This is a genomic window from Stenotrophomonas sp. Steno-Z10-HUANG (assembly GCF_056393075.1).
This window is the reverse complement of the sequence record NZ_JBWJPA010000006.1, coordinates 18,672-43,955: the sequence shown is the minus strand read 5'-3', so window position 1 is coordinate 43,955 and position 25,284 is coordinate 18,672. Positions and strand designations below refer to the sequence as shown.

19 protein-coding genes are annotated in these 25,284 nt (G+C 70.5%); 3 read left to right on the top strand and 16 right to left on the bottom strand.

The annotated features are described in order from the left end of the window. Positions 1-16: 16 nt before the first annotated feature. A complete protein-coding gene (locus tag AC06E6_RS09740; RefSeq protein WP_054661996.1) occupies positions 17-439 on the top strand; it encodes a F0F1 ATP synthase subunit epsilon in 423 nt (140 codons plus the stop codon). A 451-nt stretch (positions 440-890) separates the two neighbouring features. Here AC06E6_RS09740 and AC06E6_RS09735 read toward each other — a convergent pair whose 3' ends face one another. Further along, positions 891-1,274, bottom strand: coding sequence for a GtrA family protein (locus AC06E6_RS09735; RefSeq protein WP_104937931.1), 384 nt, complete (start codon positions 1,272-1,274; stop codon positions 891-893). Positions 1,275-1,555: 281 nt separating this feature from the next. Between AC06E6_RS09735 and glmU the strand changes: the two genes are divergently transcribed. Continuing rightward, positions 1,556-2,923: a bifunctional UDP-N-acetylglucosamine diphosphorylase/glucosamine-1-phosphate N-acetyltransferase GlmU gene (glmU, locus tag AC06E6_RS09730; protein ID WP_478061142.1), complete on the top strand. Its 1,368-nt coding sequence runs from the start codon at positions 1,556-1,558 to the stop codon at positions 2,921-2,923. Positions 2,924-3,173: 250 nt separating this feature from the next. Here the strand turns inward: glmU and AC06E6_RS09725 are convergent, their stop codons facing one another. The 13 genes from AC06E6_RS09725 to AC06E6_RS09665 all read right to left on the bottom strand — a co-directional run bounded on the left by AC06E6_RS09725 (position 3,174) and on the right by AC06E6_RS09665 (position 19,130). Continuing rightward, positions 3,174-4,520, bottom strand: a complete 1,347-nt coding sequence (locus AC06E6_RS09725) for a sensor histidine kinase (RefSeq protein ID WP_104940092.1) — start codon at positions 4,518-4,520, stop codon at positions 3,174-3,176. A gap of 10 nt (positions 4,521-4,530) precedes the next feature. Next, positions 4,531-5,871 carry a sigma-54-dependent transcriptional regulator gene (locus AC06E6_RS09720; protein ID WP_104937933.1) on the bottom strand — a complete coding sequence of 447 codons (1,341 nt, stop codon included), beginning with the start codon at positions 5,869-5,871 and terminating at the stop codon, positions 4,531-4,533. A gap of 42 nt (positions 5,872-5,913) precedes the next feature. Continuing rightward, entirely contained in the window at positions 5,914-7,116 is a 1,203-nt protein-coding gene (locus AC06E6_RS09715) for an ABC transporter permease (protein WP_478061141.1), read from the bottom strand. A gap of 23 nt (positions 7,117-7,139) precedes the next feature. Beyond that, the gene (locus AC06E6_RS09710) at positions 7,140-8,474 is read right to left on the bottom strand and encodes an ABC transporter permease (RefSeq protein ID WP_313256446.1); all 1,335 of its coding nucleotides are present in this window, start codon (positions 8,472-8,474) and stop codon (positions 7,140-7,142) included. Next, positions 8,471-8,947, bottom strand: a complete 477-nt coding sequence (locus AC06E6_RS09705; RefSeq protein ID WP_202626394.1) for a nuclear transport factor 2 family protein — start codon at positions 8,945-8,947, stop codon at positions 8,471-8,473. The genes AC06E6_RS09710 and AC06E6_RS09705 overlap by 4 nt, the downstream gene beginning before the upstream one ends. 19 nt (positions 8,948-8,966) lie before the next feature. After that, entirely contained in the window at positions 8,967-10,184 is a 1,218-nt protein-coding gene (locus AC06E6_RS09700; RefSeq protein WP_478061139.1) for an ABC transporter permease, read from the bottom strand. A 178-nt stretch (positions 10,185-10,362) separates the two neighbouring features. Then, positions 10,363-11,676: an ABC transporter permease gene (locus AC06E6_RS09695; protein WP_478061137.1), complete on the bottom strand. Its 1,314-nt coding sequence runs from the start codon at positions 11,674-11,676 to the stop codon at positions 10,363-10,365. 96 nt (positions 11,677-11,772) lie between these two features. Further along, positions 11,773-12,996: an ABC transporter permease gene (locus AC06E6_RS09690; protein ID WP_478061135.1), complete on the bottom strand. Its 1,224-nt coding sequence runs from the start codon at positions 12,994-12,996 to the stop codon at positions 11,773-11,775. 92 nt (positions 12,997-13,088) lie between these two features. Continuing rightward, on the bottom strand, positions 13,089-14,393 hold the full coding sequence (locus AC06E6_RS09685; protein ID WP_161614322.1) for an ABC transporter permease: 1,305 nt from the start codon (positions 14,391-14,393) through the stop codon (positions 13,089-13,091). A 20-nt stretch (positions 14,394-14,413) separates the two neighbouring features. Continuing rightward, positions 14,414-15,631: an ABC transporter permease gene (locus AC06E6_RS09680; RefSeq protein ID WP_478061133.1), complete on the bottom strand. Its 1,218-nt coding sequence runs from the start codon at positions 15,629-15,631 to the stop codon at positions 14,414-14,416. Positions 15,632-15,639: 8 nt separating this feature from the next. Beyond that, positions 15,640-16,962: an ABC transporter permease gene (locus tag AC06E6_RS09675; protein ID WP_104940095.1), complete on the bottom strand. Its 1,323-nt coding sequence runs from the start codon at positions 16,960-16,962 to the stop codon at positions 15,640-15,642. A gap of 18 nt (positions 16,963-16,980) precedes the next feature. Then, the gene (locus AC06E6_RS09670; protein WP_104937940.1) at positions 16,981-17,703 is read right to left on the bottom strand and encodes an ABC transporter ATP-binding protein; all 723 of its coding nucleotides are present in this window, start codon (positions 17,701-17,703) and stop codon (positions 16,981-16,983) included. A 158-nt stretch (positions 17,704-17,861) separates the two neighbouring features. Then, entirely contained in the window at positions 17,862-19,130 is a 1,269-nt protein-coding gene (locus AC06E6_RS09665; protein ID WP_104937941.1) for an efflux RND transporter periplasmic adaptor subunit, read from the bottom strand. Between the two features lie 217 nt (positions 19,131-19,347). Here AC06E6_RS09665 and glmS point away from each other — a divergent pair, with 217 nt between their 5' ends. Then, a complete protein-coding gene (gene glmS / locus AC06E6_RS09660) occupies positions 19,348-21,180 on the top strand; it encodes a glutamine--fructose-6-phosphate transaminase (isomerizing) (protein ID WP_104937942.1) in 1,833 nt (610 codons plus the stop codon). A gap of 61 nt (positions 21,181-21,241) precedes the next feature. Here glmS and chrA read toward each other — a convergent pair whose 3' ends face one another. Beyond that, a complete protein-coding gene (gene chrA, locus AC06E6_RS09655) occupies positions 21,242-22,477 on the bottom strand; it encodes a chromate efflux transporter (RefSeq protein WP_478061130.1) in 1,236 nt (411 codons plus the stop codon). Positions 22,478-22,684: 207 nt separating this feature from the next. Next, the gene (locus AC06E6_RS09650; protein WP_478061129.1) at positions 22,685-24,952 is read right to left on the bottom strand and encodes a winged helix-turn-helix domain-containing protein; all 2,268 of its coding nucleotides are present in this window, start codon (positions 24,950-24,952) and stop codon (positions 22,685-22,687) included. Positions 24,953-25,284 lie beyond the last annotated feature (332 nt).

The following is a 25,284-nucleotide window of genomic DNA, read 5'->3' as shown; positions in this document are numbered from 1 at the left end:
AGGCGAAGAGAGTTCCATGAGCACCATCCGTTGCGACATCGTCAGTGCCGAGCAGCAGATCTTCAGCGGCGAAGCGACCCTGGTCGTGGCCACCGGTGAGCTGGGCGAGCTGGGCATCGCGCCCAAGCATGCGCCGCTGATCACCCGCCTGAAGCCGGGCAAGGTCGTGGTCACCACCGCCGCCGGCGAGCACCTGGACTTCGCCATCTCCGGCGGCATCCTGGAAGTGCAGCCGCAGGTCGTGACCGTGCTGGCCGACACCGCCATCCGCGCCACCGACATCGACGAGGCGGCGGTGCGCAAGGCCAAGGAAGAAGCCGAGCGCGTGCTGGCCAACCGTGGCGAAGCCATGGAGCTGGCCGAGGCGCAGCAGCGCCTGGCCGAAGTCACCGCGCAGCTGCAGGCGCTGGAGCGCCTGCGCCGCAACCTCAAGCACTGAGCACGGTGCGGTCGAGGTAACGAAAAACGCCGGGCTTGCCCGGCGTTTTTCGTTGGCTGCCCGCCCGCAGGTGCCGGGCTCGCCCGGCACGCACCTAGCCGGAAAGTCCCCCTGCGGAGCGAACCCCGTATCCCCATCGAGCAACAGGGTCTGCACCGCGCCTCGCCGGGCATGTCGCCCCCGTAGGTGCCGGGCTCGCCCGGCACGCGCCTTGCCGGAAAGCCCCCCTGCGGAGCGAACCCCGCATCCCCATCAAGCATTCAGACCGGCACCGCGCCTCGCCGGGCATGTCGCCCCCGTAGGTGCCGGGCTTGCCCGGCACGCACCTCGCCGGAAAGCCCCCCTGCGGAGCGAACCCCGCATCCCCATCGAGCAACCGGGCCTGCATGGCGTCTCACCGCCTACGCCGCCCCGTAGGTGCCGGGCTTGCCCGGCACGCACCTCGCTTCGGTCAACGGTAGACCACGTGGCGCAGCAGGAAGAAGTTCAGCACCGCCAGTCCGCCTTCCACCAGCGGTTTGGCCAGCCATGCCATCTGCAGCCCCAGCGCATGCGTGGTCCATGCCAGCAGCCCGCTGCTGGCGGCGGTCATCAGCAGCCACAACGCGAGGAAGCGGGCGAAGTGCTTCCAGCCGTGGCGGCGTCCGTCCGCGCGCGGGAAGGTATAGCGGCCATTGAGCCAGAAGCCGAGCAGGGCACCGCTGCCGCGCCCGAGCAGGTTGCCGGGCACCGGCGGCAGGCCGGCGGCGGTGGCCGCCACGAACACCAGCCAGTCCAGCAGCAACTGCATCAGGCCGGCGGCGATATAGCGACCGCCTTGTCGCAACAGGGTCATCGGGATGAACGCAGGCAGGGAAAGGCGCCCATGCTACCCGCTGGCGGCGGCCGCATGCCCATGGCGCGCGCGGGGCACCTGCGCTGCAGTGGTCGCGCGCCCTGCGCGGGGCATCGTCCAGCTGCGGGATTTCCCGCGGCGATCATGCGCCTGACGCACGGGGCCAGCGGCAGGCGCGCCGCAGGCCTGCCACGCACATGCCCGGTGGTGCCGCGCCACCGCGCTCGACGGCCTGCCGGTGCCTTCTTAGAATCCCTGCATCGATTACCGGAAGCCTGCCGATGAGCCACCCGCTGCACGTCATCATCCTCGCCGCCGGCGCCGGCAAGCGCATGAAATCGGCCCTGCCCAAGGTGCTGCAACCGGTGGCGGGGCGGCCGATGCTCGCGCACGTGATCGAGACCGCGCGCCAGCTGCAGCCTGCCGGCATCCACGTGGTGCACGGCCACGGGGGCGAGGCCGTGCGCGCCGCCTTCGCCGGCCAGGACGACCTGGCCTGGGCGGAGCAGGTGCAGCAGCTGGGCACCGGCCACGCCGTGCTGCAGGCGATGCCGGCGGTACCGGATACCGCGCAGGTGCTGGTGCTGTACGGCGACGTGCCGCTGATCCGTGCCGATACCCTGCGCGCGCTGCTGCACGACGCGCCGCGGCTCGCGGTGCTGGTGGCCGAACTCGACGACCCGGGTGGTTACGGCCGCGTGGTGCGCGATGCCGAAGGCAAGGTCGCGGCCATCGTCGAACAGAAGGATGCCAACGACGAGCAGAAGCGCATCCGCACCGTGAACACCGGCATCATCACCGCCGAATCGACCGCGTTGCGGCGCTGGCTGTCGGGCCTGTCCAACGCCAACGCACAGGGCGAGTACTACCTGACCGATGTGTTCGCCGCGGCGGCCGCCGAGTACACCCCGGCGCTGCTGGTGCACGTGGCCGACCCGCAGGAAGCCGAGGGCGCCAATGATTCCTGGCAGCTGGCGCAGCTCGAGCGGGCCTGGCAGCTGCGCGCGGCGCGTGCGCTGTGCGAACAGGGCGTGCGCCTGCTCGATCCGTCGCGCTTCGACCAGCGCGGCACGGTCAAGGTCGGCCGCGACGTGCAGATCGACGCCAACGTGGTGCTGGAGGGCGAGGTCGAGCTGGGCGATGGCGTCACCATCGGCGCCTTCGTACGGCTGAAGGACGTCAAGCTCGGTGCCGGCACCCAGGTGCGGCCGCACTGCGACCTGGACGGCGTGGTCAGCGACGGCGCCGCGCTGATCGGCCCGTTCGCCCGGCTGCGCCCGGGCACGGTGCTGGCCGACGGCGTGCACGTGGGCAACTTCGTCGAGACCAAGAACGCGACGCTGGGCAAGGGCAGCAAGGCCAACCACCTCACCTACCTGGGCGATGCGGTGATCGGCAGCGGCAGCAACATCGGCGCCGGCACCATCACCTGCAACTACGATGGCGTGAACAAGTTCCAGACCCGTATCGGCGACCGCGTGTTCGTCGGCTCCAACAGCTCGCTGGTGGCGCCGGTGACGCTGGGCGACGGCGCCACCATCGCCGCCGGCTCGGTGGTCACCCGCGATGCGCCGGAGGACCGGCTGACGGTGGCGCGCAGCCGCCAGCAGACCATCGAAGGCTGGAAGCGCCCGCAGAAGAAGACCTGACCTGCCGGCCGCGGCCGCGGCGGCAATGCGCGGGCGGCACCGGTTGTGCGCGTAGTGCCCACTGTCGGCGGCGTCCATCGCAGTGCCGGCCCGCAATGCCGGCCGGGTAGCGACGCGCGCCGGGCAGCGCCGCGGGTATACGGGTGCGGCGCGTGGTATCGGTACGCCGGGCAGGTGCCGGCAGCCACCGCGGCAACCGCCATCGCCGGCGACGCACGCTAGCGCGATGCGGCAGGCGCGCCGCCGCGGGTCAGCCGCCGGCCGGCAGCAGCAGCGTTACGCACAGACCGCCGTCGTTGCGGTTCTGCAGGGAGATGCGGCCGTCGTGCGCTTCCACGATTTCGCGGGTCAATGCCAGGCCCAGGCCGGTGCCGTTGCGCTTGGTCGAATAGAACGGCATCAGCGCGTTCTGCAGCACCGCTTCATTCATGCCGGTGCCGCGGTCCAGCACCTCGATGCGCAGCCAATGCGGCAGCCGCGCCAGCCGTACCTCGACCGTGTCCTCGGTGACGCCGTTGTCGCTGCTGGCCTCGTGCGCGTTCTTGAGCAGGTTGAGCAGCGCCTGCGAGAACTGCGCCGGATCGACCCGGCTGCACAGGTCCTCGGGCGGCGGCACCATGCGGAACGGGATCTGCTGCTGCAGCCCGCGCAGGAACGGCCCCCAGGCCACGGTCTGCAGCTGCGGCTGCGGCAGCTTGGCGAAGCGCGCGTAGCCACGGATGAAACCCTCCAGGTGCCGCGCGCGTTCCTCGACCGTGCCGAAGATGTCCTCCAGCCGCTCGATGCGCCCGCGCCGCACCAGCTCGGCGCCCGAATGCGCGAGCGAGGCGATCGGTGCCAGCGAGTTGTTGAGCTCGTGGCTGATGACGCGGATCACCTTCTTCCAGGTCTGCACTTCCTGGCGCCGCAGCTCGGCGGTGAGCAGGCGCAACAGCAGCAGGTCGTGCGGGCGGCCGTTGAGATGGAAGCTGCGCCGCGACAGGTGGTAGATCTGCTCGTCGTCCTCGTCGCCGTCGGCCTCGCGCACCGCGAACAGGCTGTCGCCGCCGCGGGCGATGGCATTGCGCAGCTCCACCGGCATGTTTTCCAGCAGCTCGTGCATGCGCTTGCCTTCCAGCTTCCAGCCGCCGTGCAGCAGCTTGCGCGCGGAGATGTTGGAGAACGCCACGCGCTGCACGCCATCGCCGCCATCGGCCAGCAGCAGCATCGCCACCGGCGTGTTCTGCACCATGGTGTCGAGCAGCAGCTCGCGCTGCACCAGCGCCTGGCGCTGCTCGCGCAGCACGTCGCCGAGCTCGGCATGCGCCTTGACCAGCTGCGCGAGCTCGTCGTCGCCGCGCCAGTGCACGCCGAAGTTGTACTCGCCGTCGCGGTAGCTGCTGGTGATGCCCGCCAGCGAGCGCAGCAGCGACCGGATCGGCGCGGTGGCGCGGCGCAGCGTCCACCACATCAGCGACAGCAGCAGCACCGTGGAAACCACGGTGACCACCCAGCCGCGGTCCATCCAGTAAGCCAGCAGCCACGGCAGCGCCGCGGCCAGGCCCAGCACCGGCAACAGGCGCAGGAACAGGCGGAAGGTGAAGGAGCGGGTTCTCAGCATGTGCATGTCAGTCGCGCGGGATGCCGTGGCGGTCCATGCGCCGGTACAGCGCCTGCCGGCTCAGGCCCAGGTCCGCCGCCGCCTGGGCGATGACCCCGCCGGCGCGCTCCAGCGCGCCGACGATGCGCGCGCGGTCAGGTTCGTCCGCCTGCGCGATGGGCCGCTGCGGCGCACGCGGCAGGTTCAGGTCGGCCACTTCGATCCGCGGCCCCTGCGCAAGCAGGCTGGCGCGCTGGATCACGTTGCGCAGCTCGCGCACGTTGCCGGGCCAGGTATGCCGCTGCAACGCCTGCGCGGCCTGCGGCGACAGCGGCTTGCCCTCGTCGCCGAGGAAGTGGCGGGCCAGCGGCAGGATGTCCTCGCGGCGCTCGGCCAATGCCGGCAGGGCGAGTTCCACCGTGTTGAGCCGGTAATACAGGTCCTCGCGGAAGCTGCCGTCGCGGATCATCGCCGGCAGGTCGGCGTTGGTGGCGCTGACCACGCGCACCTTCACCTGGCGCTCGCGGTTGGACCCCAGGCGCTCGAAGCGGCCGGTCTCGAGCACGCGCAGCAGCTTCATCTGCCCGGCCAGCGACAGGTTGCCGATCTCGTCCAGGAACAGGGTGCCGCCGTCGGCGGCCTCGAACTTGCCTTCGCGCGCCTTGTTGGCGCCGGTGTAGGCGCCGGCCTCGGCGCCGAACAGTTCGGCCTCGATCAGCTCGGCCGGGATCGCGCCGCAGTTGAGCGCGACGAACGCGCCGCCGCGCTTGCCGGAGTTGGCCTGGATGATCTCGGCGATCTTCTCCTTGCCGGCGCCGTTGGGGCCAGTGATCAGCACCGGCAGGTCCGAGCGCGCGACCTGGCAGGCAAGGCTGATGACCCGCTCGCTGGCCGGGTCGGCGAATACCACCCCGGCCAGGTCGTAGCGTTCGTGCAGGCTCTGGCGCTGCTTGAGCTCGCGCTGGCGGCGGCGGCTCAGTTCGCGGCGGGTCTCGGCCAGCTCCAGCAGGTTATTGACCGTGGTCAGCAGGCGCCCGTCGTCCCAGGGCTTGGCCAGGTAGTCGGCGGCACCGGCCTTGACCAGTTCCACCGCGCTGTCCAGGTGGGTCCACGCGGTCAGCAGGATCACCGGCAGGTCCGGCCAGCTGTCGCGGATCTGCCGGAACAGCACCTGTCCCTCTTCGCCGGACGTGGTGTCGGCGGTGAAGTTCATGTCCTGGATGACCAGGTCGAACTCCTGTTCGGCGAGCATCGCCAGCCCCTGCGCGGGCGAGCACGCATGGCGCGTCTCGATGTCGTGCAGCGAAAACAGCACGTCCAGCGCGGTGGCCACGGCGGCGTTGTCGTCGATGATCAGTATCTGCGGCATTCGGGGCCTTGCAGGAAAGAAGGGGTTGGGGGAGCGCCGGCCTTACACACTGCGGGCCGCGCTGGCAGGCGGCAGCCCCGCTGCGCGGTGCGCCGGGCCGGCAACCGCCAGCTGTCCCAGCGCCAGCAGCAACACCGCCGCCGCCGGCAGGTAGGGTAACGGCAGCCGTGCCAACTCGTAATGCTGCATCAGCCATTGATTGATGCCCAGCGCCAGGAGCAGGCCCAGCGCCAACCCCACACCGACCAGCACCAGGTTCTCGGCCAGGAAGTGACGCAGGATCTGTCCGCGCGTGGCCCCCAGGGCGCGGCGTATGCCAATCTGGCGTGTGCGCTGCTGGATCCAGTAGCCACTGAGGCTGGCGATGCCGATCAGGGTGATCGTGGCGACCACGGCGTTCACCGTGGACAGCAGCCAGACCGCCGCGCGCCGGGTGCGCAGTCCGTCGTCCCGCAGGCGTTCATAGTCGGCCACCACCGGCGCGATGCCCGCGACCAGCCGCCCGGAGAAGTGCTGGTCCAGCACCTTCGACACCTGCGCACGCAGCGCTTCGCGGTTGCCGGGGGCGGTGCGCAGCACATAGCTGGCGATGGGCATGCCGTCGAGAATGCCGGGGATGATGATCGAGTATTCCGCCTTTCCGTCGTCAAGTTCCGACAGCTGGTAGCGCATGAGATGGGCGACGACACCCACGACCCTGTAGCTGCCTTTGTCTTCGCTCGACCGCAACGTTGCTCCAACGGGATCGGCATCCCCCAGCAACGCCCGCGCCAGCGCTTCGGTGATGATGATCGGCGTATGCATGTCGTCGGCCATGCGGATGTCGCGGTACTCGGTGTCCAGGAAGTCGCGTCCGCGGGTCAGGCGCAGGCCGAAAGTCTCCAGCAGGCGCTCACCGACATAGCCGGTGGTCGCCAGCATCGTGCCGTCGGCTGACTTGAGCTCGAAGGCCAGGGTCAGCGTCTGGCGCATTGGTACGCCGGACGCGGCGCTGGCGGCGCGGACGCCGGCGATCGATGCAAGGGCATCGCGACCTGCACGGACCTGCGCGGGGGTCCATGGCGCACCGCGGCTGACCAGTTGGTCGACGATCACCAGTTCATCGCCTGCCAGGCCATCATCCACCAGCAAGGGGGCGGCTTGCTGGCCCAGCAGGAACAGGGTGTTGCAGAGGATCGCGCTGGCCACCATGACCTGCAGCACGATCAGCCGGGGCATCAATGGGTTGCGGCGCAGCGCGGACAACAGAGGGAACATGCTGGTCTTCCTTAGAGCGTCTTGACCTGCAGCGCCGGCTCCTGCCGGGCCGCGCGCAGCGCAGGCAGCAATCCCACCAGCAGGCCGGTGAGCAGTGCCAGCGCCAGCAAGGCAAGGAACAGTGGGAGGCTGAAGCGCGCCAGTGGTGCATACGCCTCACCCTGTTGGCGCATCAGCCACAGCCCGCCCAGTGTCAACGGCAATGCGAGTACGCCCCCCAGCACTCCGGCCAGTCCGGCTTCCACCAGGCAGGCGGCGATGATCGAGCGCCGTGGCGCACCGAGTACACGGCGTACGCCGTGCTCGCCGGCACGGCGCAGGAAGCGCGCGGCCAACAGGCCGGCGACATTGACCAGGCACAAGGCCAGCAAGCCGGCGGCCAGCCACAGGTTCAGGCGCACGCTGTCGGGCACGACGCGGTTGAAGCGCAGCCATTCGCCCATGGGCCGCAGGGTCGTGTCGGCAGCGCGCTCGAAGGCCCCACTGGCCCGCCGCTGCGCTGCGAACGCCTGCAGACTGCGTGCATACGCTTCATGCTGAACCCCATCCAGCAGCTCGGCCCACAGCACCAGCCACCGGCAGTTGTCGATGTTGATTTCGTCGAAGCGGAAGCCATCGAAGCCCCCCCCATCGCATTGGCGTGTACTGGTGACCTCCACGCCCGCGTCCACCGCGGCCATCGCCGGCACGAAGATCTCGTCGCCATGGCCCTGCCAACCGGGATCGTTGCCGGGTAGGAAATGTGGGCGTGGGCGTGGTGCCCAGCGCTCGCTGATGCCGATCACCTGGAATGTATGGCGGCCGAGACGGATCCCCGCACCGGTGCCGTCTTCGCGGCCAAGCAGGCGCTGGCTCAGCGCGCGGCTGATCACCACTACCGGCGCGCGCGTCTGTTCTTCCTCCGGCGTCCAGGCACGGCCATGGCGCAGTGGTACGCCGAACATCGACAGCATGGGCCCTACCGCCAGCACCGCCGATGCGGTGCGCGTGTTGCTGCCGTCGGCATTGCTCACCGACAGCGGCGCGGTCAGCAGCGCCACCTGGCGGACGTCCGCCTGCTGGTGACGCATCGCCTGCACGTCCTGCAGCTTCCAAAGCGGCGGTACGCTGGCGCCAGTGCCATCGATGGTGTCGTTCTCGCCACTGCGTGGCGCCGGGCGCGAATCAGCCCAGGCGATGTAGAGCCTGTGGCTGATGCCGGGCAGCGGATCAGCCGACAGCACCGACAACAGCGTCAGCATGGTCATCACCGATGCGAGCCCCAATGCCAGGGTCAGGACCGCCAGCAGCATTGTCCGCGGATGCCGCAGGCAGCCACGCAGGCCGGTTTCCAGCGTGTAGTTCATGGCTGCGCGGGGGTGGGCGCCGTGCGGTGGCCGTAGCTCAGCACGCGGGTGATCGACCACTGGCCATCGTGCAGGCGCCACAGCATGACGAAGTCGGCCAGTCCCTCGCACTTGCCGCTGGCGGTGTCGCAGAAGCGGTGGCTGCCCTGGGCGATGGCGCCGAAATCCTTGACCGGGAACACCTGCAGGCTGCCGTCGATCAGTTCGCGCGTGTAACGGCCGCAGGCATGGCGGCGGGTGTTGTCGAGCATGGCCTCGCGGGTCCAGGTGACGCCGCCGGTGTCGTGGTAGAACTCCACCGCCGGGTCGAAATAGCCGGCGTGCTTCTCCAGCTGGGCCGGATCCTGGCAATGGTTGAAGCTGTCGAACACGGCGCGGTCGAGCGTGGCGATGGTAGTGGCCAGGTCATCGGCCGCCAGTGCCGGGACGGCCGGCGCCAGCAGCAGGGGCAACAGGTACAGCGGGGTCTTCATCGGGTTTCTCCTGCGCCGGTCAGGCGCTGCGGGTGGCGACGGCGGGCGGGATCGCCGCGGCGCGGCGCGCCGGGCCGAACACCGCGACCTGGCCCAGCAGCCATAGCACCAGCGCGCTGGCCGGGAGGTAGGCCAGGGGCAGGCGCGGCAGCTCGTACTGGCGCATCAGGGTGAGGTTCAAGGTGTAGGCCAGCAGTACCCCGATCAGGATGCCGGTGCTGGTAAGGATGAAATTCTCGGCCTGGAAGTAGCGCAGGATCTGGGTGCGGGTGGCGCCCAGCGCGCGGCGGATGCCGATCTGGCGGGTGCGCTGCTGCACCCAGAAGCTGGCGAGGCCGACGATGCCGAACGCGGTGACCGCCAGCAGTGCGACGCACACGCTCACCAGCAGCCAGATCACCGCGCGGTCACGGCTGTAGAAGTCGCGGCGCATCTCGCTGACGGTCTTGCGGGTGTCGACGATCCGGTTGGGGTCGGCGCGGGTGAGCGCGGCCACCGCGGCCGTCAGCACCTCGTCGCGGCGGGCCGGGTCGGTACGCAGGACATAGCTGCCCTGGGACACCCACAGCGGGAAGATCATGGTGTGGTCGCTGTCCTCGAACATGCGTCCGCGCCCGGGGGCGATCAGCCGGTCGACCACGCCGACCACGCGGGTGGGCTGGTCGCCCCACACGTAGATGTCGCGGCCCAGCGCGCTCCCGCCGGGGAACAGGCGTGCGGCCAGCGCGCGGCTCAGCAGCACGGCGGGCACCTGCGGCGCCTGCCCCGGTGCGTCCAGGGCGTCCTGGTCCTGGTACTCGTCCGGGTTGAAGCCGCGGCCCTCCACCACGCGCAGGCCCAGGGTGGGCAGCAGGTGGCCGTCGTCCATGTAGTTGGAGGCGGTGACGACCGCGTCGGCCTGGCCCGGGCGCAGGTTGATGCCAGAGGCCCAGACGTTGTCGCCGTAGGGCAGCTGGTTGACGCTGCTGACCGACCTGACCCCGGGGACGGCGGCCAGGGTGGCGGTGTCCTCGCGCCGCATCGCGTCGCGGTTGCGGTCCGGTTGCAGGCTGCTGACGCTGATATGGACCAGTTCGTCCTCGGCGATGCCGCTTTCGCGGCGCATCTCCGTGGTGCGGTTGCCGATCACGAAGATCGCGTTGCAGATGATCGCGCAGCTCAGGGCGATCTCCAGCACGATCAGCGCCGCGGCGGTCTTGTGCCGCATGAGGATCGAGAGGATCGGACGGATTTCCATGGGAATCTCCGGGAGCGAGGAATGAGTAAAGAGGAGTGAGGAGCGAGAAGAAGCGACGGCAAGCCGTTGCTTCATTTCTCAGCTGTGATCACTGCTCATGAAAAAACGACAGACTTGATTGAAAGTGCTCTTGATCTGGACTTCTCTCACTTCTCACTCCTCTTCACTCGTTCCTGCTTCACTGGCTCTTGAGCTGCAGCGCCGGCGGCACCTGCATCGCGCGCCAGGCCGGCAGCAGGCCGGCAAGCAGGCTGGCGGCCAGCGCCAGGGTCACGGTCAGCAGCAGGGTGCCGGTATCCATCTGCGCCAGCCGCGCGTAATCGTCCGGCTGCTGGCGGATCAGCCACAGGCCCAGCGCGGCGAAGCCCAGGCCGAGCAGGCCGCCGGCCAGGCCGATGGCGCCGGCTTCCACCAGGCATTGCCGGAAGATATCGCCGCGCGCGGCGCCGAGCGCACGGCGCACGCCGATCTCGCCACTGCGGCGCAGGAACTTGGCCAGCAGCAGGCCGACGGTGTTGAGCAGGCACACCAGCAGGAAGCCGAACGCCAGCCACATCTGCATGCGCACGTCGTTGGGCACCACGCGGTTGACGTCGAGCCAGCCCATGACGTCGTCCAGGCGCACGTTGGCCGGGCGTTCGAAACGGCCGGCGGCGCGCTGCTGGTCCGAATAGTCGGCCAGGTACTTGCGGTAGTCGGCAGCCTGTCCGGGCGATTCCAGCTCCACCCAGTACTGCACCCAGGCGCATGGCGCGTTGCGCCCGCGCGCGCCTTCCGGGTCGTTGTTGCTGTTGCCCCAGCAGTTCATGTTCCCCTGGGTGGGCAGGCGCATGTCGCGCGAGGTGGAGAACGGCAGGAACACCTGCTCGCCGCCGCCGAAGCGGCGGTTGCTGAGGTCGTAGAAGCGCGGGTTGAGCGTCCATTCGTCCATCACCCCGATGACACGCAGCACCCCCTGCGGCAGCCGGATCTCGCGCCCGACCGGGTCGGCGTCGGCGAACAGCTTCGTGGCCAACCCGGAGCCGATCACCGCCACCCGCGCGCGGGCGGCGTCGTCGTCCGCGCTCCACCCGCGGCCGGCGCGCAGCGGCGCGTTGAACATGGTGAAGAAGTCGGCCGAGGTGTAGCGCGATGCGGCACGGAAGGGCTGCGCCGCGGTGCCTTCGGGCAGGACCGTCACCGCGCCGGCGCTCATCATCGCCTGGCGCACGCCGCGCTTCTGCCGCAGCAGTTCCTCGGCGTCGAAGCGGGTCAGCTGGTCCATCGGCTCCGGGTCAAGGCTGACGTCGCGGCCGAGCGTGCGCGGCTCCAGCCGCGGGTAGAACAGGCGCGTGCTCTTGTCCGGTATCGGGTTGCCGGACAGCACCTTGTACAGCGTCAGCGTGGTCATCGCCGCACCGATGCCGATGCCGATCGTCACCACCATCAAGGTGGTCAGTACCCTGTTGCGGCGGAAGCTTCGCAGCGCGAGCTGCAGGTAGTAGCCGAGCATATGGTTCCCCGTGGTGCGGTGTTCCCTGTGGCCCGGGACGGGTCCCGGGCCTGCCTCCCCGCGTGCGTCCTGCCGCCGCGGGAAGGGCGTCCGTGGTCAGGTGCTGCGGGTGGCGACGGCCGGCGGGATCGCCGCGGCGCGGCGCGCCGGGCCGAACACTGCGACCTGGCCCAGCAGCCACAGCGCCGCGGCGCCGAGCGGCAGGTACAGCAGCGGCAGCCGCGGCAGCTCGTAGCGCCCCATCAGCCACTGGTTCAGCAGGTACGCCAGCAGCATGCCGACGATGATGCCGATGGTCGCCAGCAGGAAGTTCTCGGTCTGGAAGTAGCGCAGGATCTGGCCCTTGGTCGCGCCGAGGGCGCGGCGGATGCCGATCTGCTTGGTGCGCTGCTGCACCCAGAAGCTGGCCAGGCCGACGATGCCCAGCGCGGTCACCAGCAGCAGCAGGGCGCTGACGATCAGCAGCAGGCCGATCATGTCGCGGTCGTTGGCGAAGTACTTGGCGCGGCCCTCTTCGTAGGTCTGCTTGCGCCAGACCAGGCGGTTGGGGTCGTTCCTGTCCAGCGCGGCCAGCGCCTGTTCGAGCACCTCGGCGCGGCGTGCCGGGTCGCTGACCCGGATCAGGTAACGGCCGCTGTTGGAGAAGTTCATGCGGATCGGGAAGATCGCCGAGAACGTGCGGTTGCCGCCCATCAGGTTGGGCCGCAGCAGGGTGTCGACCACGCCGACGATGGTCAGCGGGATGTTGGCCATGTACACGGTTTTGCCCAGCGCATCGCCTTCCGGGAACATCTTGTCGGCCGCGGCCTTGCTCAGCAGGATGGCCGAGGACAGGTTGCTCACGTCCTCGATCTTGTTCAGCTCGTCGCTGCTCTTGTATTCGTCGGCGTTGAAGTCGCGGCCGGCGACCAGCTTCAGCCCCATGGATGCCAGCGTGCCTTCGCCGAACATGTACTGGGTGGCGCTGAGGGTGGGGACTTCCTGTTCGGCGCTGAGCGAGAGCGAGGTGTTCCAGCTGCCGTTCTGGAACGGCAGCTGGTTGGTGATGGCCACGCGCTCCACGCCGGGGATGGCGCGCAGCGACGCCAGGTCCTGCGCGGTGCGGGCATCGGCGTCGGTCTGCTGGCCGATGCCGCTCAGGGCGATCTCGACCAGCCGGTCATCGTCCATGCCGCTGGCCAGGTTCAGTGTCTCCAGGCGCTGGGTGACGATGAACAGTGCGTTGCAGATGATGGCGCAGCTCAGCGCGATCTCCAGCACGATCAGCGCGGCCGCCATCTTGTGGCGCGCCAGCGTGGAGAGGATGGGGCGGATTTCCATGGGGTTCTCCGGAAGCGGAAGAAAAAACGAGGGGTGGGAAGCGGGTGGAGAGCCGGTCGGACCTGCTCGCCACCCCTCCAGTCGTTCCAGCCTTACTGGCTCTTGAGCTGCAGCGCCGGGGTCACCTGCATCGCCCGCCAGGCCGGCAGGATGCCGGCCAGCAGGCTGGCGAAGATGGCCAGGGCGAAGGTCAGCACCAGCATCGAGCCGTCCAGGTGCGCGAGCGATGCGTACTCGGCCGGGCGCTGGCGCACCGCCCACAGGCCGCCAAGCGCGAACAGCAGGCCGAGCAGCCCGCCGGCCAGTCCGACGGTGCCGGCCTCGACCAGGCACTGCTTGAAGATTTCGCCGCGGCTGGCGCCGAGCGCCCGGCGCACGCCGATCTCGCCGCTGCGGCGCAGAAACTTGGCCAGCAGCAGGCCGACGGTGTTGACCAGGCACACCAGCAGGAAGCCGAACGCCAGCCACATCTGCAGGCGCACGTCGCCGGGCACCACGCCGCGGTAGTCCATCCACTGCATGACGTTGCGCAGGCGGGTGTTGGCCGGGCGCTCGAAGCGGCCGGCGGCGCGCTGCTGCTCGGAGTAGTTGTCCAGGTAGGCCTTGAACGCACCGGCGTCGCCGGCCGCGTCCAGCTCCACCCAGTACTGGATCCAGGCGCACGGCACGTTGAGCGCGGTGGCGTCATTGACGATCTCGCGGCCGAAACAGTTCATGTTGCCGCTGCGGTCCAGCTGCAGGTCGCGCGAGGTGGAGAACGGCAGCAGCACCTCTTCCTTGCGGTCGTACTTGCCGACGAACACGTCGTAGAACAGCGGCTGCGGCGACCAGCTGTCGAGCACGCCGACGATGCGCAGCGGATGGCCTTCGAACAGTACCTCGCGGCCGACGCTGTTCTGGCCCTTGAACAGCTTCTCGTTGAGGTTGCGGCTGATCACCGCCACCCGCGCGCGGCCGCTGTCCTCGGTGCCGCTCCAGCCCTGTCCGTACAGGAACGGGGTGTCGAACATGGGGAAGAAATCGGCGGAGGTGTAACGCGCGCTCACGCTGAACGGCTTGAGCGCATCCACGCGCGGATCGACGATGCCGTCGCCGCCGGTCATCATCGCCTGCCGCGGCGCCTTCTTCTGCCGCAGCAGCTCCTCGGCGTCGAAGCGGGTCAGCTGCTGCTCCGGCTCTTCGCCCGGCTTGTAGCCTTCCTTGGTGTAGGGATCCAGCTGCACGTAGAACAGGCGCTCGCTCTTGTGCGGGATGGGGTCGCCGGACAGCACCTTGAACACGGTCAGGGTGGTCATCGCCGCGCCGATGCCGAGCGCGATGGCCAGCACCATCAACGCGGTGAGCACCTTGTTGCGACGGAAGCTGCGCAGCGCCAGTTTGAAGTAGTAGGCGAACATGGACGTATCCTTGCGGGCGGTCACTGACCGCGGGTGGCGACGATGGGCGGAACGGAGGCGGCGCGCAGCGCCGGGCCGATGACGGCGGCCTGGCCCAGCGCGAACAGGGCGATCGCGCCGAGCGGCAGGTACAGCAGCGGCAGCCGGTCGGTCTCGAAGTAGTGCATCAGCACCTGGTTGCCGGCATAGGCCAGCAACATGCCCAGCACGATGCCGGCGGCGCTCAGCAGCAGGTTTTCGGTCTGGAAGTAGGCCACCACCTGGCGCCGGGTGGCGCCCAGCGCGCGGCGGATGCCGATCTGCTTGGTGCGCTGCTGTACCCAGAAGCTGGCCAGGCCGACGATGCCCAGCGCGGTCACCAGCAGCATTGCCAGGCAGACGCCCAGCAGCAGCCGGGTCATGGCCCGGTCCTGGGTGAAATAGCGGTGGCGCAGTTCGGCCAGGGTGCGGCTGTATTCGCGGTTGACGATGGCCTCGGGGACCAGCCGCGGTGCCGCCGCCAGCGCGTCGTGGAGAATGCCCGGCAGGTCGCGCGGATCGGCGCGCACCACGTAGGTGCCGCTCTGCGCGTCGGTGGCCACCGGCACGATCACCGACCACTGCGCGGCGGCGACGCCGCCTTCGCTGCGGCCGGGGTTGGGCACGGCGAAGTGGGCGACGATGCCGGCCACGCTCAGGTGCGAGGTGCCCATCCAGAACTCGCGGCCGAGCGGATTCTCGCCGGGCCACAGGTGCTCGGCGAAATCGCGGGTGATCCACACCTGCGCGTTGGCCGGCAGGAAGTTGTCGACCGGCTGGTAGTCGGCGGCGGTGAAGCCACGGCCCTGTACCGGCACCAGCCCCAGCGCCTGGATCGCGCCGGGGTCGACGGTGTAGAAGTGCGGCACGCCGCCAAAGCGCTTGCCTTCCGGGTCCAGGGTGACGCCGGCGGCGCCGGCGCGCTGCGCGAACGGCAGGCTGTTGACCACGCCGGCGGCCTGTACCCCGGGCTGGCGGCGCAGCAGCTCGAGCCAGCGGCCGTTGATGTCGGCGGGGTTGCAGCCCTCGCAGTCGTTCAGCGACAGCGTGGCCAGCGACGCTTCGTCCACGCCGCTGTCCAGGCCGATCAGGTCGATGCGCGACACCGCCATGAACAGCGCGTTGCACAGCACCGCGCAGGCCAGGGCGATCTCGAGCATGATCAGCAGCGCCGAAACGCGGTGCCGGGTCAGGGTCGACAGGATGGGTTTGATGTCCATGCGCATGCTCACAGCGACTTGACCTGCAGTGCGGGGTCGATCCGGCTCGCGCGCAGCGCCGGCAACAGGCCGGCCAGCAGCGTGGCGGCCACGGCCAGGGCGAAGGTAAGGGCCAGCATCGGCAGGTCCAGGTGCACCATGTCGGCGTATTCCAGCGGTTGCTGGCGCACGTTCCACAGCCCCAGCAGGGTCAGGCCCAGCCCGGCCACGCCGCCGGCCAGGCCGATCAGCGCCGCTTCGACCAGGCACTGCAGGAACACCATGGTGCGGGTGGCGCCCAGTGCGCGCAGCACGCCGATCTCACCGCTGCGGCGCAGGAACTTGGCCAGCAGCAGGCCGACGGTGTTGAACAGGCAGATGCCCAGGAACGCCAGTGCCAGCCACGACTGCAGGCGCGCATCGCGCGGCACCGCGCCGTTGTAGTCCAGCCATTCCATCAGGCTTGGCAGGCGCATGTTGCCGGTCTGGCGGATGCGGCCCAGCGTGTTCTGCTGGCGCACGTAGCCGTCCATGAACTGGCGGTAGGCGGCGACCTTGGCGCTGCTGTCCAGCTGGACCCACAGCTGCAGCCATACGCACGGCGAGTTCTCCAGGTGGCCCGGGCGCTCGGGCAGCGCCCAGCAGGTGAACTGGTGGAAGTTGCCGGCGTTGATCTGCAGGCCGGTGAAGAACGGCACCATTACGTCCTCTGGCTTGGCGTAGTACGACGCCGTATCGCCCTGGGCGAAGCGGCCGCCGGCCACCGTGTAGAACTGGGGCGAGGGCCGCCACGGTGCGAGCACGCCGACGATGCGCACGTCGCTGCCGCGGATGCGCAGCATCTTCCCGGTGCTGTCCGTGCCTCCGAACAGGTGCTGGTTGAGGTCCCAGGAGATCACCGCCACCCGCGCGCGGCGTTCGTCGTCCTCGGCCGACCAGCCGCTGCCCCAGGCCATCGGCACCTGGAACATCGGGAAGAAATCGGCGGTGGTGGAGAGCATGGTCGCCATGCTCGCCGGTTCGCCGTTGTCCGGTGCCTGCAGCTTGACCGGGCTGTCCACCACCAGCGCCTGGCGGTCGGCCCTGGCCGCGCGCCACAGGTCCACGGCGGTGGTGTAGTCGAGCATGTCCAGCGGGTTGGCGCGCGGTTCCTCGCTGGGCGTCGCATCGATCTGCGGGTAGTAGATGTGCTGGCTGCGCCCCGGCAGCGGGTCACCGGACAGCAGGTGCCGCACGGTCAAGGTCGTCATCGCCGCGCCGATGCCCATGGCGATGGACAGCACCATCAGCCCGGTGAGCACCGGCGTGCGGCGAAGGCTGCGCAGGCCTTGCCGGAGGTAGTAGGGGAGCAGCGACAGCATGTCCGTGGCTCAGGCCTGGGTGGCCGCTTCGACCGACGCCACCGCGCGCCCGAGCGACGGTTCGCGCAGCAGGTCGGTGGCCTGGCCGTCGACGATGTGCACGTTGCGCTGCGCGCGCGCGGCCAGTTCCGGATCGTGGGTCACCATGACGATGGTGGTGCCCTGGCTGTTGATCTCCTCCAGTAGTTCCATGACGCCGCGCGCCATCTGCGTGTCGAGGTTGCCGGTCGGTTCGTCGGCCAGCAGCAGGCGCGGGCTGCCGGCCAGGGCGCGGGCGATGGCGGCGCGCTGCTGCTGGCCGCCGGACAGCTCGGCCGGGTAGTGCTTCATGCGCGAGCCCAGGCCGACGCTGCTGAGCGCCTTCTCGATGCGCTCGCGGCGCTCGGCCGAGGGCATGCCGCGGTAGCGCAGTGGCACGTCGACGTTGTCGAACAGGTTCAGGTCGGGGATCAGGTTGAAGCCCTGGAAGATGAAGCCGATCTTCTGGTTGCGCAGGCGCGAGCGGGCATCGTCGCCCAGGTGGCTGACGTCCTGGCCGTCGAGCAGGTACTTGCCGCTGGTGAAGGTCTCCAGCAGGCCGGCGATGTTGAGGAAGGTGGTCTTGCCGGAGCCGGACGGGCCGGTGACCGCGACGAACTCGCCTTCGCGCACGTGCAGGTCGAGCGAGCGCAGCGCGTGGGTTTCGACCTGCTCGGTGCGGAAGACCTTGGAGACAGATTGCATCTGGAGCATGGGATGACCTCTGGGAAAGGGGAAACGGGAAACGCGGGATCAGGCGTGGTGGACAGGAAGCGCAGGGGCGGAAGGGTGGGGGATCGCGCCTGCAGGGGTCTGGACGATTGCCGTCGCTTCCATTGCCCGTTGCCCGTTCCCCGCGCCCGGCTTTTCGATCAGTTGATGGAAACCTTCTCGGCGTCGCCGAACAGGTCGGTACCGGAAACGACGACCTTCTCGCCCGGCTGCAGGCCGGAGACGATCTCGACCTCGCCCAGGCTGCTGACGCCGAACTGCACCGGGCGGCGGCTGGCGGTGCTGCCGTTGACCACCCAGGCGTAGCGGCCGCCGGACTGCTCGACGAACGGGCCGCGCTCGACCTTGACCACGTTCTTGCGGGTGTCGAGCAGGATCCGCGCGCTCATCCGCTGGCTCTGGCGCAGGCCCTCGGGCTGCTTGTCGGAGAAGCGGATGCGGGCCACGACCTCGCCGTTGACCACCTCCGGCGAAACCGCGGAGATTTCGCCCGGGAACGGCTGGCCGGAGCCGCTGGTGAGCTGGGCCGGCATGCCGATCGCCAGATCGCGGGCGAAGCTCTCGGGCACCTTGATCTCGATCTCGAAGCGCGACAGGTCGACCACGCCCAGGATCGGCGCGTTGGCCGCGACCTGGGTGTGCTGGGTGGCCTGCACCTGGCCGACCTGGCCGTCGAACGGCGCGCGCAGGGTGAGTGCGTCCACCTGGCGCTGCACCTCGGCCACCACCGCCTGCTGGCGGTTGGCGAGCAGGCGCTTGTTGCGCGCGTCCAGGTCCGCGCCCTGGCTCTGCAGCGCGGCATCGCTGCGCGCATGCTGCAGGGTGATCTCGGCCTTCTTCAGGTCGTCCTGCGCCTTGGCCAGGTTGACCTGCGGCACCGCGCCGCCGTCGAAGCCGCGCTGGTAGCGCTCCAGGTCGCGGGCGGCGGCCTGGCGGTCGATGGCGGCCTGGTCGGTGACCTTGCTGGCGGTGGCGCGGGCCAGGGTGGCGTCGAGCGCGGCGCGCCCGGCCTCGGCCTCCAGGCCGGCCAGGGTGGCCTGTTCCTGGGCCAGCTTGCTGCGCAGTTCCGGGCTGTCGATCACCGCCAGCTCCTGGCCCTGCTTGACCACGTCGCCGGCCACCACCTTCAGGGTCACGGTGCCGGCGGAGATCGCGTACAGCACCGGGCTGTTGGCGGCGATCACGCGGCCGTCGGCGGCGATGTCGCGCACCAGGTCGCCGCGGCCCACGGTGGCGATGCGCAGGCGCGCGCCATCGAACGAGCGCGAGCCGCCCAGCCAGCCCTTGGCGACGAAGCCGATGCCCGCCAGCACCACGACCGTGGCCACGGCCGGCCACAGCCAGCGGCGCCACTGCGGCCGCGAGCGCTGGGAGATTGTCTGGTCCTGTGCGGAGGTGTCGCGGATCATCGTCGGCTTCGCTGGAAGAGTTGGTATCTGTTAAGCACGTCCCGTGCCAACATCCATGTGCATGAAAAACAAGGATTAATTCCTGCGTGGTGCGGTGTCCGGGTGTCCGCGGACACCGGCGCGGACAGTGTCCGCGGCCGGGTGTCGCGCCGATGTCCGATGGATGTCCGAAGCGGCTGACCTAGAATGTCCGTCTGTGAACCCAGGCGGATGGACTATGTGCGGCATTGTGGGAGCGATCGCGGATCGCGATGTGGTACCGGTACTGATCGAAGGACTGAAGCGGCTGGAATACCGGGGCTACGATTCTTCCGGCATCGCCGTGCTCAATGACCGCGACATCCGCCGCGTGCGCCGCACCGGCCGCGTGGCCGAGATGGCCAGTGCCGCCGCGGCCGAAGGTTTCACCGCCATGCTCGGCATCGGCCACACCCGCTGGGCCACCCATGGCGGCGTCACTGAATCCAACGCCCACCCGCACGTCAGCCACGGCGTGGCGCTGGTGCACAACGGCATCATCGAGAACCACGAGGAACAGCGCGAGCGCCTGCGCGCGCTGGGCTACACGTTCGAGTCGCAGACCGATACCGAGGTCATCGCGCACCTGATCCACCACCACCTGCAGGCCGACCACGACGACCTGCTGGGCGCGCTGCAGCGGGCGGTCAAGGAATTGACCGGCGCCTACGCGCTGGCGGTGATCAGCCGCAAGGAGCCGGAGCGGATGGTGGTCGCGCGCATGGGCTGCCCGTTGCTGGTGGGCCTGGGCGAGGGCGAGAACTTCGTCGCTTCCGACGTGTCGGCGGTGATCCAGGCCACCCGCCGCGTGGTGTTCCTGGAGGAAGGCGACACCGCCGAGCTGACCCGCGCCGGCGTGCGCGTGTTCGGCCCCGACGACATGCCGGTGCAGCGCGAGGAGCACCTGTCCGATGTGTCGCTGGCATCGCTGGAGCTGGGCCCGTACCGCCACTTCATGCAGAAGGAAATCCACGAGCAGCCGCGCGCGCTGGGCGACACCATCGAGGCGGCGATCGACGCCGGCGGCTTCCCTGCCACGCTGTTCGGCCGCAACGCCGAAACGGTGCTGGCCGGCATCGAGGGCGTGCAGATCCTCGCCTGCGGCACCAGTTACTACGCCGGGCTGACCGCGCGCTACTGGATCGAGGCCATCGCCGGGCTGCCGTGCAGCGTGGAGATCGCCAGCGAGTACCGCTACCGCGCCGCCTATGCCAACCCCAGGCACCTGGTGGTGACCATTTCCCAGTCCGGCGAAACCCTGGACACGATGGAGGCGCTGAAGTACGCCAAGTCGCTGGGGCACGCGCACACGCTGTCGATCTGCAACGTGCCCGAGAGCGCCATCCCGCGCGCCAGCGAACTGGTCTGCTATACCCGTGCCGGCGCCGAGATCGGCGTGGCCTCGACCAAGGCCTTCACCACCCAGCTGGCGGCGCTGTTCCAGCTGGCGGTGGTGCTGGGCCGGCTGCACGGCCGGGTCGACGCCGCGCGCGAGGCCGACTACCTGGAGCAGCTGCGGCACCTGCCGGGCAGCGTGCAGCACGTGTTGAACCTGGAGCCGCAGATCGTGGCCTGGGCCGAGCGCTTCGCCGGCAAGGCCAACGCGCTGTTCCTCGGCCGCGGCCTGCACTACCCGATCGCGCTGGAAGGCGCGCTCAAGCTCAAGGAAATCTCCTACATCCATGCCGAGGCCTACCCGGCCGGCGAGCTCAAGCACGGGCCGCTGGCACTGGTGGACGCGGAGATGCCGGTGGTGGTGATCGCGCCCAACGACAGCCTGCTGGAGAAGGTGAAATCCAACATGCAGGAAGTGCGCGCGCGTGGTGGCGAGCTGTTCGTGTTCGCCGACCAGGACAGCAACTTCACCGCCTCCGACGGCGTGCACGTGATCCGCACCCCGCGCCACGCCGGCGTGCTCAGCCCGGTGGTGCACACCATCCCGGTGCAGCTGCTGGCCTACCACACCGCCCTGGCGCGCGGCACCGACGTGGACAAGCCGCGCAACCTGGCCAAGAGCGTCACCGTGGAGTGAGCGCGGCGGTGCCCGCTTGACCCTACGGCGGCCGGCGCGGCAACCGCGTCCGGCCGCCGGTTCATTGCAGGCCGGCGATGCCCGCGATCCCGCCGGCGGCACCGCAGCCGACCACCACCAGCCACGGCGGCAGCTTCCACCATGCCAGCGCGGCGAGCGCGGCCAGCGCCAGCGCGATGTCCCGCGGCGCATGGATGGCATGGGTGCCTACCGGGTCGTAGAGCGCGGCCAGCAGCAGGCCCACCACCGCCGCGTTGATGCCGCTCAGCGCGGCGCGCATGCGCGCGTTGCCGCGCAGCCGGTTCCAGAACGGCAGCGCGCCTGCGACCAGCAGGAACGACGGGGCGAAGATCGCCAGCAGGCACAGCAACCCTCCGCTCCAGCCCGACGGTGCCGCCTGCATGGAGGCGCCGAGGAAGCCGGCGAAGGCGAACAACGGCCCGGGCATGGCCTGCGCGGCGCCGTAGCCGGCGAGGAAGGTGTCGTTGTCGACCCAGCCCGCTGGCACCACCGCCGCCTGCAGCAGCGGCAGCACCACGTGGCCGCCACCGAACACAAGCGCGCCGGCGCGGAAGAAGGCGCTGGCCTCGGCGATGGCGTGGCCGGACCGCAGCGCGGCGAGCAGCGGCAGCGCCACCAGCAGGGCGAAGAACAGCGCCAGCCACCACGCGCCGGCGCGGCGTCCCACGGCGATCGTCCAGGCGCCGCCTGGGGGCGCCGGCGTGGGTTTGAACAGCAGCAGGCCGGCCAGCGCGGCGGCGGCGATCAGGCCCGGCTGCACCCAGGCCGAAGGAACGCCCAGGGCGATGGCGGCCGCCATCGCCACCAGCGCCAGCCACGTGCCGCCGGCGTACAGGTTGCGTGCCATGCCCCAGACCGCCTGCGCCACCACCGCCACCGCCACGACCTTGAGTCCGTGCAGCACCCCGGGCGGAATCACCCCGGGATGCCCGGCCAGGAACCGCGCGAAGACGATCAGGGCGATGGCCGATGGCAGGGTGAAGCCGGCCCAGGCAGCGAACGCACCACGGTAGCCGCAGCGCGACAGGCCCAGCGCCATGCCGACCTGGCTGCTGGCCGGGCCCGGCAGCAGTTGGCAGAGCGCGACCAGGTCGGCATAGGCGCGCGGGTCCAGCCAGCGGCGCCGGGTGACGAACTCGGCGTGGAAGTAACCCAGGTGCGCGACCGGCCCGCCGAAGGCGACCAGGCCCAGCCGCAGGAACACCAGGAACACGCGCCATGCGCTGTCGCCGGCCACCGGGTCAGCGCCGCCGGGCGCATCGGTTTCATGTGCCACGGCGGCTCCCCGGTGGCACCGCGCCTGCGGGGCGGCTGCGGACGCGCTGCGACGGGGGGCGGCCGGTGGCGGCCGGGAAAGCGGTGGCGGGCATGGCGCGACGCGATGGCGGAAGGCGGTGGTCGACAGTAGCGCAGGCCGATGACAGGCGTGCCTGCGCGGGCGACGCTGTCCGCGGCCACCGCGGGGGCAGCCGCCCACCCGCCGTCACCGCGCGGTCGCGGCCAATGCCTGCAGCGAGGTCCAGCCGACGTCGATGTTGTGCTCCAGCGGCAACGATGCATACAACCAGCGGCCTTCGCGGTCGACACTGCTGGAGCCGGGCAGCGTGGCCTGCGCGGCGATCAGGCAGCGGGTGCGGCCGCCGTCGCGGCGCGCCTGGCCGAGCGGCAGCCACGCGGTTCCGCAGCCCGCGGCCGGCCCGCTGTAGTGCGGCGTTCCCGCGGCGATGCTCCACTCGCGGTAGTGGGCCACGTCCGGGAACCCGGCGTCATGCTGGACCACCGCCTGCAGCGTCGGGTCGGCGCACCACAGGCCGCGGCGGGCCGGCCGGGTGAAGCAGACCCGGTGTCCGGCCGGGTCATGGCGGGCAACCGCCACGTCGTCCAGCGATGCGATGCGGCGCCAGTCCGGCAGCGAGTAGAGCGTGAGCTGCAGCCGGCCCTGGCCGGCGTCGGTGCCCACCAGCAGGCGGTCGCTGCGATCGGTGTAGGCGGCGAACGCCGGCGACGCGGCCGGCACCGGCAACGCGTTCACCGTGTCGCTGCCGACGTCGACTTCGAACAGCCGGTCGCCGTGCTCACCACGGCCGATCACCAGCAGGCGGCGGCCATCAGCGGACCAGACCGGCGGATGGCGCGGCACCGGCACCAGCCCGGCCACCGGACGCAGCGTCTGCGGGTGCGCCGGCTGGCCGATCCACAGCTGCGCGTGCAGGCTGCGGTCGGACACGAAGGCCAGGGTGCTGCCATCGGGGGAGATGCCGGGGGTGAGGTCGACGCCGCTGGATGCGAACACCGGTTCGCCGCCGCCGCTGCCGTCGGTGCGGAAGCGGAACATGCCGCTGCGCAGCCGGTCGATCTCGAACACCATCGACCAGTGGTCGGCGGCGATGTCGGGGTAGGTCGGGTTGCCGCCCCCCAGCACCGGCAGCGGCACCGGCGTGCCACCGGCCAGGTCGACGCGGTACAGCCGGACTTCTTCCTTGACCAGGCTGAAGACCATGCCGCGGCTGTCCGGCAGCCAGGCCCAGCCGCGGATGTCGCCGCGCAGCGAAGTGACGCGGCGCGGCGTACCACCGGCCGCGGGCATGACCCACAGGTCGCCCAGCGTGGTGCCGCGGCGGAAGCCGAGCCAGCGGCCATCGGGGGAATGGCGCGGCAGCGAATCGACGGCATCGCGGTCGACGCCGTAGTCCAGTGCGCGCCAGCGCGCGCTGGCGAGATCGAGCCGGTGCAGCCCACGGCCGCCGTCCGCGCGCAGGCCACCGGCGACCAGTGCGCCGCCATCGGGGGTCCAGTCGAACGGTTGCCCCTCGCGGTCCGCGCAGGCGCCGGCCACCCGCGCGGCGCCGCCGTCGGCCGCGGCGAGCATGAAGTGGCAGCCCTGCCCGGACCTGCGCACGAACGCGGCCTGGCGGCCGTCGCGCGACCATGCCGGCAGGCTGTCGCGCTCGTCGCCGACGGGGAAGGTGAACGGTTGCGCGCTGGCCTGCGACGTGCGCTGCAGGTACAGCCGCTGCCCGCCCGTGGCGGGGTCCTGGCGCGCGAACAGCAGTTGCGTGCCGTCCGGCGACAGGCGCGGCGCGGTCTCCTGCTCGGGCGAGGACACGATGGCGTGGTACTGCAGCGACGCCTCGCGCGCGCCGCCGGCCGCGGTTGCCGCGGCGTGGCGTGCGGTGCGGGCGGGCAGCAGCAGCGCCGGCACCAGCGTCACCCCCAGTACCGCGACCGCCAGCAGCGCGGGCCACCACCGCCGCCCTGCGCGCCGCGACGCGGCGGGCGGGGCCGGGTGCGGGGCCGGATCCGGTTCCGGATGCAGTTCCGGCGCCGTGGCCTCGTGCGTGGCGGCGTCCCGCGCCGGTTCGGCATTCGCGACCGGCGCCGCCAGCCACGCATGCGTGGCCAGCAGGCGGTAGCCGCCCCTGGCGATGGTCTCGATGTAGCGCGGCGCGCCGCGGTCGTCGCCGAATGCCTTGCGCAGCAGGGCGATGGCCTGGGTCAGTACGTCGTCGGTGGGCAGCGTGTCGGGCCACACGCGCGCCAGCAGCACGTCGCGGCTCACCACTTTCCCGGCCTCGTCCACGAGCACCCGCAGTACCTGCAGTGATTTGCGCGTCACCCGCCGCGAGTTGCCATCGATGCGCGAGACCACGGTGCGCCGGTCCACGTCGATATCGTGGTCGCCCACGCGCAGGATACGGCCCGCGGACGCCTGCGCCCGGTCCGCGTTGCCGGTATCACCCACGTCGTTCACTGCCTGCTCTTCCCTTGTGCCGGTCTGCCCGTCTGCAGGCCTGGCCAGCATGCCCGCCCTGATCATGGACGGGGCGCGCACCGCACCGGCACGGCACGCGGACCGCGTCGGTCCGGTGCGATGCCGTGCCGCAGCCACGGCCCCGTCACCGCCCGAGGATGTGTCGCCACCGGCACAGCGGCATGTGCCTTTGGTCAGGTCGCGCACCGGCGTTCAGCCAGGCGATGCCTTCGCCTGCGTCGTCCGCCACGCGGTTTGCATGGCTTGGCGTCATGCCCGGTCCTTGGTCATCGCGACTTCAAGCAGATTCCGCGGTGCTGGCCGCTGCCTAG

Coding starts and splice junctions, on each gene's coding strand:
- glmU (WP_478061142.1), top strand. CDS start 1,556: ATGAGCCACCCGCTGCACGTCATCATCCTCGCCGCCGGCGCCGGCAAG.
- AC06E6_RS09670 (WP_104937940.1), bottom strand. CDS start 17,703: ATGCTCCAGATGCAATCTGTCTCCAAGGTCTTCCGCACCGAGCAGGTC.
- AC06E6_RS09695 (WP_478061137.1), bottom strand. CDS start 11,676: ATGCTCGGCTACTACCTGCAGCTCGCGCTGCGAAGCTTCCGCCGCAAC.
- AC06E6_RS09700 (WP_478061139.1), bottom strand. CDS start 10,184: ATGGAAATCCGTCCGATCCTCTCGATCCTCATGCGGCACAAGACCGCC.
- AC06E6_RS09720 (WP_104937933.1), bottom strand. CDS start 5,871: ATGCCGCAGATACTGATCATCGACGACAACGCCGCCGTGGCCACCGCG.
- AC06E6_RS09710 (WP_313256446.1), bottom strand. CDS start 8,474: ATGAACTACACGCTGGAAACCGGCCTGCGTGGCTGCCTGCGGCATCCG.
- AC06E6_RS09690 (WP_478061135.1), bottom strand. CDS start 12,996: ATGGAAATCCGCCCCATCCTCTCCACGCTGGCGCGCCACAAGATGGCG.
- glmS (WP_104937942.1), top strand. CDS start 19,348: ATGTGCGGCATTGTGGGAGCGATCGCGGATCGCGATGTGGTACCGGTA.
- AC06E6_RS09705 (WP_202626394.1), bottom strand. CDS start 8,947: ATGAAGACCCCGCTGTACCTGTTGCCCCTGCTGCTGGCGCCGGCCGTC.
- AC06E6_RS09680 (WP_478061133.1), bottom strand. CDS start 15,631: ATGGACATCAAACCCATCCTGTCGACCCTGACCCGGCACCGCGTTTCG.
- AC06E6_RS09665 (WP_104937941.1), bottom strand. CDS start 19,130: ATGATCCGCGACACCTCCGCACAGGACCAGACAATCTCCCAGCGCTCG.
- AC06E6_RS09735 (WP_104937931.1), bottom strand. CDS start 1,274: ATGACCCTGTTGCGACAAGGCGGTCGCTATATCGCCGCCGGCCTGATG.
- AC06E6_RS09685 (WP_161614322.1), bottom strand. CDS start 14,393: ATGTTCGCCTACTACTTCAAACTGGCGCTGCGCAGCTTCCGTCGCAAC.
- AC06E6_RS09740 (WP_054661996.1), top strand. CDS start 17: ATGAGCACCATCCGTTGCGACATCGTCAGTGCCGAGCAGCAGATCTTC.